The sequence below is a fragment of the Serratia sp. MF1(2023) genome (assembly GCF_030954545.1).
Classification (GTDB): Bacteria; Pseudomonadota; Gammaproteobacteria; order Enterobacterales; family Enterobacteriaceae; genus Serratia; species Serratia sarumanii.
The window spans coordinates 306,276-319,183 of record NZ_JAVHUX010000008.1 but is presented as its reverse complement, the minus strand read 5'-3'; the positions used below and the strand labels follow the sequence as shown (position 1 = coordinate 319,183).

Annotated in this window: 10 protein-coding genes; 4 read left to right on the top strand and 6 right to left on the bottom strand. The window is 55.1% G+C overall.

The genetic code is table 11. The features are described 5' to 3' along the window. Positions 1-31: 31 nt before the first annotated feature. From REA38_RS04340 to REA38_RS04330, 3 genes are all read right to left on the bottom strand, one after another. Positions 32-1,657, bottom strand: a complete 1,626-nt coding sequence (locus REA38_RS04340; protein ID WP_060426553.1) for an FMN-binding glutamate synthase family protein — start codon at positions 1,655-1,657, stop codon at positions 32-34. A gap of 186 nt (positions 1,658-1,843) precedes the next feature. Next, positions 1,844-2,434, bottom strand: coding sequence for a LuxR family transcriptional regulator (locus REA38_RS04335; RefSeq protein ID WP_004939094.1), 591 nt, complete (start codon positions 2,432-2,434; stop codon positions 1,844-1,846). 21 nt (positions 2,435-2,455) lie between these two features. Then, positions 2,456-3,172: an EAL domain-containing protein gene (locus tag REA38_RS04330; RefSeq protein ID WP_079656351.1), complete on the bottom strand. Its 717-nt coding sequence runs from the start codon at positions 3,170-3,172 to the stop codon at positions 2,456-2,458. A 472-nt stretch (positions 3,173-3,644) separates the two neighbouring features. Here REA38_RS04330 and REA38_RS04325 point away from each other — a divergent pair, with 472 nt between their 5' ends. The 4 genes from REA38_RS04325 (at position 3,645) to REA38_RS04310 (ending at position 8,684) form a co-directional block, all read left to right on the top strand. After that, on the top strand, positions 3,645-4,202 hold the full coding sequence (locus REA38_RS04325; RefSeq protein WP_041034152.1) for a fimbrial protein: 558 nt from the start codon (positions 3,645-3,647) through the stop codon (positions 4,200-4,202). Positions 4,203-4,284: 82 nt separating this feature from the next. Next, complete coding sequence (locus REA38_RS04320) at positions 4,285-5,013, top strand: molecular chaperone (protein WP_041037933.1); 729 nt, start codon at positions 4,285-4,287, stop codon at positions 5,011-5,013. 75 nt (positions 5,014-5,088) lie between these two features. Then, complete coding sequence (locus tag REA38_RS04315; RefSeq protein WP_041034154.1) at positions 5,089-7,650, top strand: fimbria/pilus outer membrane usher protein; 2,562 nt, start codon at positions 5,089-5,091, stop codon at positions 7,648-7,650. Then, positions 7,647-8,684 carry a fimbrial protein gene (locus tag REA38_RS04310; protein WP_308885121.1) on the top strand — a complete coding sequence of 346 codons (1,038 nt, stop codon included), beginning with the start codon at positions 7,647-7,649 and terminating at the stop codon, positions 8,682-8,684. Before REA38_RS04315 ends, REA38_RS04310 begins: the two co-directional genes overlap by 4 nt. A 58-nt stretch (positions 8,685-8,742) precedes the next feature. Here REA38_RS04310 and REA38_RS04305 read toward each other — a convergent pair whose 3' ends face one another. The 3 genes from REA38_RS04305 to phoA all read right to left on the bottom strand — a co-directional run bounded on the left by REA38_RS04305 (position 8,743) and on the right by phoA (position 12,877). Next, positions 8,743-9,201, bottom strand: coding sequence for a helix-turn-helix domain-containing protein (locus REA38_RS04305; RefSeq protein WP_033646824.1), 459 nt, complete (start codon positions 9,199-9,201; stop codon positions 8,743-8,745). Positions 9,202-9,407: 206 nt separating this feature from the next. After that, positions 9,408-10,988, bottom strand: a complete 1,581-nt coding sequence (locus REA38_RS04300) for a malate:quinone oxidoreductase (protein WP_033637693.1) — start codon at positions 10,986-10,988, stop codon at positions 9,408-9,410. A gap of 461 nt (positions 10,989-11,449) precedes the next feature. Further along, positions 11,450-12,877 carry an alkaline phosphatase gene (gene phoA / locus REA38_RS04295; RefSeq protein ID WP_060429775.1) on the bottom strand — a complete coding sequence of 476 codons (1,428 nt, stop codon included), beginning with the start codon at positions 12,875-12,877 and terminating at the stop codon, positions 11,450-11,452. Between the last annotated feature and the right edge of the window lie 31 nt (positions 12,878-12,908).

Below are 12,908 nucleotides of genomic sequence, written 5' to 3'. Positions count from 1 at the left end.
GGGGGCAACTCTCTTTTTATTCCTTATCCCATCATGCCGCCGGCAGCGAGATCGCCTGATCGAAACTGGTGGGCGTCGCCATGCGCCACATGCGGGCGTAGAACTCGCTTTTGATCTCCGGCTGCAGCAGCGCGCCCGGCTCCAGGTAGTAATAGATATCGGCGTACACCTTGATCTCGGTCGGCGTGATGCGGCGCAGCATATGGTGCGAGGTCAGCTGCTCCGGGCGGCTGACGCCGGCCGCCGCCAGCATGTCCGCCAGCGCTTTCACCGTATTTTGATGGAAGTGGTAGACGCGTTCCGCCTTGTTCGGCACCACCAGCGCCTTTTGCCGCAGCGGATCTTGCGTTGCTACGCCGGTCGGGCAGTGGTTGGTGTGGCAGCTTTGCGACTGGATGCAGCCGACGGCGAACATAAAGCCGCGCGCCGAGTTCACCCAATCGGCGCCGAGCACCAGCACGCTGGCGATATCGAAGGCGCTGATGATCTTGCCGCTGGCGCCTATCTTGATCTGGTCGCGCAGGCCGCAGCCTACCAGCGTGTTATGCACGAACAGCAGCCCTTCGCGCAGCGGCATGCCCATATAGTTGGAAAGCTCAAGCGGCGCGGCGCCGGTACCGCCTTCCTTGCCGTCCACCACGATGAAATCCGGCAGGATGCGGGTGTGCAGCATCGCCTTGACGATGGCGACGAACTCCCACGGGTGGCCGATGCACAGCTTGAAACCGACCGGTTTGCCGCCTGACAGCTCGCGCAGCTGTTGGATGAAATGCATCATTTCCAGCGGGGTGGTGAAGGCGCTGTGCGACGCCGGCGAGATGCAATCGACCCCTTCCGGCACGCCGCGGGTGGCGGCGATTTCCGCATCCACCTTTTTCGCCGGCAGAATGCCGCCGTGGCCGGGTTTGGCGCCCTGGCTGAGCTTGATTTCAATCATTTTCACCTGCGGGCTGTGCGCCTGTTCGGCAAAGCGCCGTGGATCGAAATGGCCGTCGGCGGTGCGGCAGCCGAAATAGCCGCTGCCCAGCTCCCACACCAGATCGCCGTTGTTTTCACGGTGATAGCGGCTGATGCTGCCCTCGCCGGTGTCGTGGTAGAAATTGCCCTTGGCCGCGCCGAGGTTGAGCGCGCGAATGGCGTTGGCGGAGAGCGCGCCGAAGCTCATGGCAGAAATGTTGAAGATCGACGCGGAGTAGGGCTGGCGGCAGTCGGCGCCGCCGATGGTGATGCGGAAACTGGTCGGGTCGGCGGCTTCCACCGGCCGCATGGAGTGGCCGATGCACTCATAGCCGGTTTGGTAGACGTCCAGCAGGGTGCCGAACGGTTTGTCGCCCATCTCGTTTTTCGCCCGGCGATACACCAGCGTGCGCTGGGTGCGCGAAAACGGGATCTCTTCATTATCCTGCTCGAGGAAATACTGGCGCAGTTCCGGGCGGATGAACTCGAAAAAGAAGCGCATGCGGCCGATGATCGGGTAGTTGCGGCAGATGGCGTGGCGCTGCTGGGTGAGATCGTAGATACCCAACACCATCAGGCAACCGCAGGCCAGGGCCGGCAGCCAGAACCACGGATAGTTGTGCATCATGATCAAGAAAGCCAGGGTGAGCAAGATGCTCAGTACAAAGCAGGTATAGCGGCTGAATAAGGACGACTTCATAACATCTCCTGATGTTTATTTTAATCCACACGACATGACTCACGGATAATCCGTGTGCGAATCGTAGCCAACAGGAGGAGATGTTGTGTGTCTGTTGCTGCTTTGTCGCCGGTTGTTACATTAATTTAACGCAGCGGCAGGGGAGACGGGTTGCCGCGCGGCGTACCGCGCAACAAGCCAGGATGTTTATTTGCCGGCGACGAAGATGGTGCTCATGCTGCGCAGCCGCAGCTTTTTCATCGCGCTGTATTTCTGCGAAAAGATGGTTTTTGGGTGCGTGCCGCGCTTTTCCGCAATGTGCAGCAGGCTGTCGCCGCGCAGCAGATTGAAGATCACGTCGCTTTCCGCCGGGCTGAGCTCGCGGGTTTTCTGCACTCTGATGCCGCCCGGTTCTTTGCTTTCCAACAGCCGCTGGATTTTTTCCTGCAGCGAATAAAGCGGAATGCGGGTAGAGACCAACTCAACGGAAATTCCCAGGATCGACAGCAGTTTCACCACGCGCTCGTCGTCGTAGAACACCAACAGGCGCGTTTTGCTGTTGTACTGCTGGTGCAGGGACACCAGGCTTTCGATCACGTTAACGCTCTGCTCCAGGTTTTGCGAGGTGAAAATCAGCGCGATATCGTGCTTGGTGATCTTCTCTGCTTTGGCGCCGCCGTGCATGAAATCGGAAAACAGGCGGATATCGTACGCGCCGTAGTGTTTCTTCAGCAGCACCGACAGGCCAACATAGCTGTACTTACACTCACTAATCACAAGAACGTTGTTTTTAGACATAGGGCAAACACCAATACCGAGTTAAAAGTATTCAGCTGTAAGAAGCGAGTTCAAATCCTTGATGCTGGATTCCTTCCACAGCTTTCCCTGCAGTGCGTAATATGGCATTTCATCCAGCCATTTCTTGTGTTCGGGAGTTTCAACTCCTTCGATAATTACCTTGTAATGATTAAGGTAAAAGAAGCGCAGTAATGCGCGCATCAAGCCCTCGCCGCCGGACTTTTTCATGAAGTCCCAGAGCAGAAAACGGTCGAGCTTAACGAAGCGGAACTGGCTGTTGTACAACGCGGAAAAACCCGCATAGCCAGAACCAAAATCATCGAGCCAAAATGAATAACTATTCAATGACGGATCGCCGTGCACGCGATCTTTCACCAGCCGGGTTGAATTCTCGCTGATCTCGAAATGAATACAGCGCATGGCATTAATTCTTTCGGCAAAGTGAGTATTCGCCAGCGATTGCAGAGAATAATCGTCAACATTCAAAGTGGCTATCACTTGGTTTTCATGAAACCAGTGTTTGTATTTATCGATCAGATTGATCTGATCCATCAAAATCTCAATCCGGGTGGCGCTATCGGCGTGGCGAAAGAACTGTTCAGGAGAAAAATGAGCGTATTCGCTATTAAACGTAAAGCGAGACAGACATTCAACGGCCAGCAATTGTCCCGATTTCGCGAACATTGGCTGAAAAACATAATTAATGCCGTTATTTTTCTCTCTGAAAGAACTGCTCATTTCCCAATCCTTGGATTGATATTTAACTTGTTGATTTTAAATGATTAAAAAGAAAGTTACTCCAGGTTTATTGGTAAATTTCTTATTTAAAGCGCCAGAATGGCCGAAGCGTGTCGACAGACCATTTAACGCGTAATTCGTGCCAAAGTCCAAATGTCGCAATCTGTTACTAAATGTAAATATTCGGGATAATATGCTGATTTTCAGGCCTTAATGCAAAATCTTGAACTCTGCAGCTTTCCCAAACACAGATTATTCCTATTCATATGAATCGTCAACATCGATCGATAGGTATTCGCCGATAGTTTATTCCTATCAAGAGGGGCCTTATGAATGTTTTAAACGATTTAACATTAAGAATATGCTTAGTTTATATTTCGTCCGGCAATGGATTCATCGGGCTTCATTCCTGACAAGGAGTAGCATCGCTGAATGTACTTTATAAGCGTATTAATTCATCGAGAGTCTAAATATGAAAATCTCTAAACTGTCTGCTGTATTGGCATTGGCTGTAAGCACCGCTGCTATTTCTTCTTTCTCTGCTCAAGCTGCTGACGGTACTATTACTTTCAACGGTAAAGTGACTGACCAAACTTGTACTATCAGCACCCCAGGCGGTAAAGATTTCACCGTAACTCTGCCAACTGTTTCTGCTTCTACTCTGGCAACTCAGAGCGCAACTGCTGGCCGTACTCCGTTCGCGATCAACCTGACCAAATGCTCTAAAGGCCAGGTAGCTACTTATTTCGAACCGGGCGCTACTGTTGATTTCAATACTGGCCGTCTGAACAACCAGGCGCAGACTGATGCTGCAACTAACGTGCAGATCCAGCTGCTGGGCAGCAACAACCAATTCCTGCCTATCCTGGCTGCTGGTGCTAATGGTGCGCAGAATAACTCCCAGTGGGTTACCGTTGCTAACGAAGGCGACTCTGCTGACCTGAACTACTACGCTGAATATTACGCTACCAACGCTGCCGGCGCTGGTGATGTGACTTCTAGCGTTCAGTACACCATCATTTACCAGTAAGTAATATTTCTTTAAGTAATATTCTTATTCGGGTGGGGGAGTTATGCCCCCCACCGTTTTCCCTTACCGTAGCGATAAGATAATGAAGAACTCATTTAAAAAATACAGCATATTGCTGAGCGCCATGCTTTTCAGTAGCAGCGTTTTTTCCAGTGTCATTATTAACGGTACTCGTATTATTTATCCGGGAAAGCAACGGGAAGTTACCGTCCAATTATCAAATAATGGTGCTTCACCGGCACTTATTCAGTCTTGGATTGATGAAGGCGACGCAAAAACCACACCAGAAAACAGCAAAGCGCCATTTATCGTTTCACCGCCAATCAGCCGTGTTGAACCGGCTACCGGCCAAGCGCTGCGCGTTTCATTGACCACGGCGAGTTTGCCGCAAGACAAAGAATCCTTGTTCTGGTTGAACGTACTGGAGATCCCGCCAGCACCAACCGGGGCAAACAATGGCGCACCTGAAAACTTTTTACAGGTGGCATTCCGTACCCGCGTAAAACTGCTGTATCGACCGACCGGTCTGGCGGGAGAAGCGAATGATGCGCCGGAAAAACTGCAGTGGCGCTTCAGCGCTGCGGGCGTCAGCGTGAAAAACCCAACGCCGTACTATGTGTCATTTACCGAGATTAATGCCGTCGTAAACCAAAAACGTGTGCCGTTGGCCCCGCACGGCGACATGCTGGCACCCGGACAGGAAAAGACATTGTCGTTCTCCGGCGACAGCACGCGCATTGCTGACATTGCCTACACCACTATTAATGATTTTGGCGGACGCGTGTCCCGTACTAAGAATAAGCAAAAGTAACTCTTGGAACAGAGCCTCAGGCCCAGAGCAATTTATTTCAGAGGGCGAGCTTAATTTGGTAAAGGAATGCTTTATATGAAAGAGTTACCTATCTCTGCAGCTGTTAAAATGGCGCTGTCCAATTATAAATCGATTCTGCTGTTAACCGGTAGCGCGCTCTGTCTGGCGGCCCCTGCGGCGTCCTGGGCGGAGGGGGTTGCCGATAGCAAAAAGCCGGCAGCACCGGTTGAAGCGACTTTTAACAGCAGCTTCCTGATTGGGGAAGCGCAGGGCGTGGATCTTTCACGCTTCCGTGATGGTAACCCGATCTTGGCGGGAAAATATTCGCTCGACGTGTATGTGAACGGCGAGTGGAAAGGCAAAAAAAGTATCGACTTTAAAAACGTGCCGGGGAAAAACAGCGCCGATACCTGTTTTAGCTTACTGTCGTTGGATGAGTTCGGTGTGGATACCGCCACAATGAGCGGGGATCCTGCCGTTAATACCGAGACGTGCAAAACGCTGGCTCAATGGGTGCCGGAAGCCTATTACCGCTTGGACACCAGTACGCTGCGCATGGATATCAGCATCCCTCAGGCGGCGCTGCGCCGCAGCGCTCGCGGTTATGTCGATCCGCGCTTCTGGGATCGCGGTATTACCGCCGGCAGCCTGTCGTATAACTTCAATGCGTTCAATACCCACAGCTCTGCCAACGGCAGCAACTCCGATTCAACTAATGCATATTTAACGTTGAATGCCGGGTTGAACGTGGCGGGTTGGCAGCTGCGTCACGATTCCAACGTGAACTGGCGTTCTAACGACAGCACCCATTGGCAAAACACCGCAACTTACGCGCAGCGGGCAATGCCGTCTATCCGCGGCATGCTGACGTTGGGCGACAGTTACACCAGCGGTGATTTCTTCAACTCCATCGGTTTTCGCGGCGTGCAGATCGCCACGGACGATCGCATGCTGCCTGATTCATTGAACGGGTATGCGCCGGTTGTGCGTGGCGTCGCGCAAAGCAACGCCCTGGTGGAAGTGCGTCAGAATAACCAGCTGATCTACCAAACTACCGTCGCTCCGGGCGAGTTCATCATCAACGATCTCTACCCTACGGGTTACGGCGGCGATCTGAATGTCACCATTAACGAGGCCGACGGCAGCAAACGCCAGTTCAGCGTTCCCTATGCTTCGGTAGCGCAGATGCTTCGTCCAGGTATTCAGCGTTATGCCATCACTGCGGGTCGAGTACGCGATGATAATTTAAGCAAGGAACCCGACATGTTCCAGGCGACTTATCAGCGCGGTTTTACCAACATTCTTACGGGATACACAGGCGGGATCGTCAGCGATGGCTATGGCGCAGTGCTGGTGGGCAGCGCGGTCGCGACACCGGTTGGCGCATTTGCGCTGGATGTCACGCAGTCCAATACCCGCTTGAAGCAGGGCGACCAATCAGGCCAGAGTTATAAGCTCAGCTATAGCAAGTTGATGACCGAAACCAACACCAACTTCACGATCGCCGCTTATCGCTATTCGACTTCCGGCTACCTCTCTTTGCAGGATGCCGTCTACTCCCGTGACAATGAGCGCAAGGGTTTGAGCGCAGATGCGGTTAACCGCCAGCGTAGCGAATACCAACTGACGCTGAACCAAGGGCTGGGCGACAATTACGGTTCCTTGTACATCACCGGTTCGGTACGCGATTACTGGAACCGTGGCGGGAGCACCAAGCAGTACCAGGTGGGCTATAACAACTATTATGGTCGCGTGACCTATGGCCTTTCCGCCATGCGTACCTCGGATATGTATAACCGAGATGAGACTCGTTATTACCTGACACTGTCGATTCCATTCAGCGTCGGTTCGCAAACCCTGAGCCTGAACAGTTCACTGGGCTACACCGACAACGGTTACGACAGCAGCCGTGTGGGCATGAATGGTTCAACCGGCGAAGACAACAACATCAGCTATAGCGCTACGTTAGCCAACGATCGCTCTGGCGGCACCAACAGCAGCGTGAGCGGTGAATACCGTAGCCGTTTCGCCACGATGAACGGGTCCTACAGCTATGGTAAAGATTACCGTCAGTCGTCGATCGGCGCATCGGGCAGCGTGGTTGCCCATAGCGGCGGCGTCACGCTGACACCGCAACGCGGACAGACCATGGTGCTGGTGGAAGCGCCAGACGCCGCCGGCGCGATTGTGACCAACTCGCCAGGCGTTCGTATCGATGACAACGGTTATGCCGTGGTTCCTTATGTTGCACCATATCGCATGACGAGCGTAACGCTCGATCCGAGCGGCATGTCGCGCGATGTTGAATTGGAAAGCAGCAGCCAACAGGTTGCGCCATATGCCGGCGCGGTTGCCCGGCTGGAATTCAAAACAACGAAAGGCCAGGCATTGATCATTCATGCGCTCGGCCCTGATGGCAACGCGCTGCCGTTTGGCGCTGAAGTGCTGGATACCCGTAATCAGGTGGTCGGCATTGTTGGGCAGGGCAGTCGTATCTACTTGCGTACCGAAGCTAAGAAAGGTTTGTTGCAGATTAAGTGGGGCACACAGCCAACGCAGCAGTGCTCTGTCAGCTATAGCGCCAAGGCGCAAAGCAATAATACTGACTACGAAATTATTGAAGCGAGTTGCAAATGATAAAGTTTACGCGTGTTCCACCGCTGAATAAAGCGCCAGCGAAATGCCTGATGCTGCTCGGACTGCTGATGGCGGGCGGCCAGAGCGCTTACGCCGCCTGTTACGTTAATAATGGCTACAAGGCGCAGGTGATCAACATGAAGCTTGGGCGCGTGCTGGTTACGCCAAGCAGCCAGGTTGGAGACACCTTGGTCACCGGTCAGTTCGCGATTAACCCGGTCTCCGGTTATGGTCGTTGTTATAACGGCGGTAGCGCGATTGGGCAGATCCTCCAGGGCAGCCGGACGAGCTTCAGCAATGTCTGGAGCACCAACATTCCAGGTATCGGGATTCGTTTATACCGTGAAGCGGGGACAATAAGTACTTATTATCCCCACACGTTGGCATTACGGGGTAATACAAGCGTCAACCTGAATGGTGGTTACTTTAAGATCGACATTGTGAAAACCGCCGCGCAAACCGGCACCGGCCAACTGGTTCTAGGCAAGTACACGACTTACTATATGGATGGTTCCGGTCAGGGGTTGCCGATGCTGGAATCCATCGTCGACGCCAACAGCCTGACGATCGTGACATCGACTTGCAACGTGGACAGCGGTTCCAAGAACAAGGTGGTTAATCTGGATACCGTCACTGCAGCCTCGTTTGGCGGCGTAGGTTCAACGCAGGGTGAAAAAGCATTTGATATCAATATCAATTGCGTTGGCGGCGTTGGCGAGGATCTGTTGCCAGGCAGTGCGGGACAAGGGATCGTCAATGTGCGTTTTGACTATACGCAGGATGGTTCCAATGCACCTGGGGTGATCAAATCCGAGCCTGGCGCCAACACAGCATCCGGTGTTGCCGTCCAGCTGTTGACCGGCAATACGACCCAGCCGATCAAGAATGGCGATGCGGTCAATGCCGGACGTACCATTCCCAACCAGGCCAATACCTTAACGCTGCCGCTGAAGGCTCGCTACTATCGCACCGGTTCGACGATTAAAGGCGGCAATATCAAGTCGACCGCCACCTTTACCATCGAGTACAACTAAGTCGCGTTCCGATGAAAAAGCCAGTGGGGTTTATCCATTGGCTTTTTTGCGTTATCGCTTAGCGCAGCCCCATCCAGGTGGTGCAAACGCCTTCCGGCGGTTTGCCTGCATACCAACGAGGCAGCGTGGGGGCATCGTGGCGTGGCTCGGCCTCCACTTCCACCGGCTGCGCCGGCCATTCCGCCACGTCCCAGCGGGTGGTGCGGCGATACACCGCCGGGGTTTTGCCGAACTGTTTCTTGAAGGCGCGTGAGAACGAAGGCTGAGAATCGAAATGGTATTGCAGGGCGATATCCAGGATCGGACGCGGGGTGGAGCGCAGCGCCTGCGCCGCCTGCGACAGGCGCCGCTCGCGGATATAGCTGCCGAGCGCGTGGCCGGTGGTGCTGCGGAACATGCGCTGCAGGTGCCATTTGGAGTAGCCCGACTTGGCGGCGACGTTATCCAGCAGCAGCGGCTGGTCCAGATGAGTTTCAATCCAGTCTAGTAAATCGTGAATGATATTGACGCGATCCATGGTTTTAGTTCTCCCGCAAAAACGACATTCAGGTCACAGTGACTTAGCTTAATTATCCAAGAATATACTTTGATAATAGGCGCGAGTGCGCCGTTACGCAAGGATAAACCGGGGGGAAAAAGGTGACCAAAAATGCTCTTTGAATCGCAGGGGGATAAAAGAAAGGCCGCATAAAGCGGCCTTTCCAGCAGGAAACGAGTGGAAAATCAGTTGGTTTCCGGTTTCACTTCAATGTAGTTCAGACCCAGCACGCTGCTGGTGTAGCCGCGGATCTTGTTGGTCATCTCGATATCGCCGTTCAGCTTGTGGCCGTAGGACGGGATGATCTCTTTCAGTTTGCTCTGCCATTCCGGCGTCGCCACTTTGTCTTTGAACACGGTTTCCATCAGGTGCAGCATGATTGGCGCAGCGGTGGAAGCGCCCGGTGACGCGCCCAGCAGAGCGGCGATGCTGCCGTCTTCAGAGCTGACGACTTCGGTGCCGAACTGCAGCACGCCGCCTTTATCCGCGTCTTTCTTGATGATCTGCACGCGCTGGCCTGCGGTCCACAGCTTCCAGTCTTCCTGCTTGGCGTCCGGGAAGTACTCTTTCAGCGCGGCGAAGCGATCGTCGTCGTTCATCATCAGCTGGCCGACCAGGTATTTCACCAGATCGAAGTTATCCAGACCGACGTGGGTCATCGGCATCAGGTTCGAGGTGCTCAGCGAGTGCAGCAGATCGAACAGCGAACCGTTCTTCAGGAACTTGCTGGAGAAGGTGGCGAACGGCCCGAACAGCAGCACGCGCTTGCCGTCCAGCATGCGGGTATCCAGGTGCGGCACGGACATCGGCGGCGAACCTACGCTGGCCAGGCCATACACTTTGGCCAGGTGCTGGTTGGCGATCGCCGGGTTGGTGGTGACCAGGAACTGGCCGCCGACCGGGAAGCCGCCGTAGCCGTCGGCTTCAGGGATGCCGGATTTCTGCAGCAGGGTCAGGGAGGCGCCGCCTGCGCCGATGAATACGAACTTGGCGTTAACGGTGGTTTCTTTACCGTCGCGGTTCAGATCGGCAACGGTCACGCTCCAGGTCTGATCGGCGTTGCGCTTGATGTCGCGCACTTCGTGGCTCAGGTTCAGCTTGAACTTGTCGCTGGTGCTCAGCGCGTCAACCAGCTGATGGGTGATCACGCCGAAGTTGACGTCGGTACCCAGCGGCATGCGGGTCGCGGCGATTTTCTGCGCCGGATCGCGGCCGTTCATCACCAGCGGCGCCCACTGTTTGATTTGCGCAGGATCTTCGGAGTATTCCATGCCGCGGAACAGGGTGCTGTGCTGCAGCGCCGCGTAGCGTTTACGCAGGAAGTTGACGTTGTCGTCGCCCCACACGAAGCTCATGTGCGGCACGCTGTTAATGAAGGATTTCGGATCTTTCAGGACATTGTTTTTCACCTGATAAGACCAGAACTGGCGAGAGATTTCGAAAGACTCGTTGACCTTCACCGCCTTGCTGATGTCGATGGTGCCATCGGCTTTTTCCGGCGTGTAGTTCATTTCGCTGAAGGCGGAGTGGCCGGTGCCGGCGTTGTTCCAGCCGTTGGAGCTCTCTTCCGCCACGCCGTTCATGCGCTCGTACATGTCGATGGTCCAGGTCGGCTCCAGCTCATGCAGATAGGTGCCCAAGGTGGCGCTCATGATGCCGCCGCCGATCAACACCACGTCGACGGTTTTATTCTTCTCTTCAGCCGCCGCCTGCTGCGTAACGCTAAACAGGCTGAGACTGAAAATCAGGACGAGTAATTTTCTCATTGAATTAAATCTCTTGTGTGTAAATTCTACTCATTGCAGGTGAAAGAATTTAGCGGGAGTTACCCTGGAAAATAGTGAAGCCGACCGCCCGGCGTGAGCCGATAGGCAGCGATAATGCCTTTTTGTTAATAGGGTTTTTAACGAAAAGTGAACTATTGCAGGCCGTCCGGATGCAAATTGATCGGTTCACGTTACTGGCGGGGTATTATTGTTTGCGAGAATGTTAAAAACTACTTTTGTAACTAAAAAAAATGAATATAAGCAAAAATAGGCCGGTTGCTGTCGCAGGAATAAACAGAGAGGGGAGTAAGGCCATATAACCGCGTTATTTTCAGGGGTTAATTGTCGCGTAATTAAACGTTATTTCGTTATCACACAATAATTGCGGTTAAATTGCAAATACGCATCGGTAACCAATAATAAACGGCCGCCGTTGCGGGCGGCCAGGATTCACAAGGTGGTTACTTGATGCCCATCGCATCGCGCATGGTGAAGAACAGATCGGTCTGATCGGTCAACCCCACCACGTTGGCGGCGTGCGGGCCGTAGGCCGCGACGCGCAGCTGGGTGCCGGTGTGCCCCTGCGATTCCTCTTCCGAGTTGCCGTAGCTCAGGGTCATTGGCGCGCCGTCTTTGGTGGTCAGTGTCTGGGTCAGGCCCGGCGCTTTGGCGTCGGCGGCGACAATCTGGCTGGAGTGCGCGTGGTCGGCGGTGACGATCACCAGCGTGTTACCGTCGGCGCGGGCGAAGGCCAGCGCTTTTTGCACCGCTTCGTCCAGATCGACGGTTTCACCAATCTGCCCGCACGGGTTGGCGGCGTGATCCTGCTTATCGATCGACGCGCCCTCTACCTGCAGGAAGAAACCGTTCGGGTTGTCTTTCAGCAGCGCGATCGCTTTTTCGGTCATCGCCGCCAGCGTTGGCGTGGCCGCGGTGCGCGCCGGGTTGTTTTCGCAGGTTACCGCCGGCTTGTCGAGGTTGCCGTGATAGCTGGCTTTCGGCCCCAGCCAGCGCACCGGCATGTTGCCGTCGGCGAACAGGCCCAGCAGCGGTTTTTGCTGATTGGCCAGGGTAACGGCCTGCAGTTCATCCGCGTTGCTCACCCACTGGTAACCCTGCGCTGCCGCCTGGTCCTTCAGCGATTTTCCTTGCCATTCGCCGCTTTTCGCCAGTTGGTTGAAGGACTTTGCGCCGCCGCCCAGCGTGACGTCGGCGCGGGTTTTCAGCAGCTGCTCGGTGATGGAGCCGCGGCCGCCGTTTTCCAGCGCGTTAGCGGCGCATTTCTCGCTGGTTTCCTCCGGGCCGTAGCATTTGCGCGAGGTGACGTGCGACACCAGCGCCGCCGGCGTGGCGTCCTGCAGTTCGGCGGTGGAGACGTTGCCGGTGGCCTTGCCGGCCGCCTTGGCGATCTCCAGCAGCGTTGGCTGGTCTTTGCCGTTCACGTCCACGCCTAGCGCGCCGTTATAGGTTTTCACCCCGGTGGCCCAGGCGGTGGCGGAGGCGGCTGAGTCGGTCACGTAATCCGGTTTGTGGGTTTTCTTGTCCAGCGAGTAGTGGGTGTATTGCCCGGTCAGCGGCAGGGCGTCGATGCCCTTGAAGTAACCGCCTGCGCCTTCGGCGTAGTTACGCGCGGCGGTGATCTCGGAATCCCCCATGCCGTCGCCGATCAGCAGGATCACGTTTTTTACCGTTTTGTCCGACAGTGACGCCTTCAGCGCGGCGGTCTGATCGCCGGCCAGGCGACGGGCGCCGCCCGGCTCGGTGAGGGTGCCGCGCGCGGCGCGCTCGGTCAGGCCATCGACATTGGCCGAGGTTTCCGCCGCGATGGCGGAGGAACAGAGCAGGGCGGACAGCACGGCGCCGGCGATCAGGGATACAGCAGGTTGCATGAGGTAAGCTCCTTGTCGTAATACAACAATG

Coding starts and splice junctions, on each gene's coding strand:
- REA38_RS04325 (WP_041034152.1), top strand. CDS start 3,645: ATGAAAATCTCTAAACTGTCTGCTGTATTGGCATTGGCTGTAAGCACC.
- REA38_RS04315 (WP_041034154.1), top strand. CDS start 5,089: ATGAAAGAGTTACCTATCTCTGCAGCTGTTAAAATGGCGCTGTCCAAT.
- REA38_RS04335 (WP_004939094.1), bottom strand. CDS start 2,434: ATGTCTAAAAACAACGTTCTTGTGATTAGTGAGTGTAAGTACAGCTAT.
- REA38_RS04320 (WP_041037933.1), top strand. CDS start 4,285: ATGAAGAACTCATTTAAAAAATACAGCATATTGCTGAGCGCCATGCTT.
- REA38_RS04340 (WP_060426553.1), bottom strand. CDS start 1,657: ATGAAGTCGTCCTTATTCAGCCGCTATACCTGCTTTGTACTGAGCATC.
- REA38_RS04300 (WP_033637693.1), bottom strand. CDS start 10,988: ATGAGAAAATTACTCGTCCTGATTTTCAGTCTCAGCCTGTTTAGCGTT.
- REA38_RS04310 (WP_308885121.1), top strand. CDS start 7,647: ATGATAAAGTTTACGCGTGTTCCACCGCTGAATAAAGCGCCAGCGAAA.
- phoA (WP_060429775.1), bottom strand. CDS start 12,877: ATGCAACCTGCTGTATCCCTGATCGCCGGCGCCGTGCTGTCCGCCCTG.
- REA38_RS04305 (WP_033646824.1), bottom strand. CDS start 9,201: ATGGATCGCGTCAATATCATTCACGATTTACTAGACTGGATTGAAACT.
- REA38_RS04330 (WP_079656351.1), bottom strand. CDS start 3,172: ATGAGCAGTTCTTTCAGAGAGAAAAATAACGGCATTAATTATGTTTTT.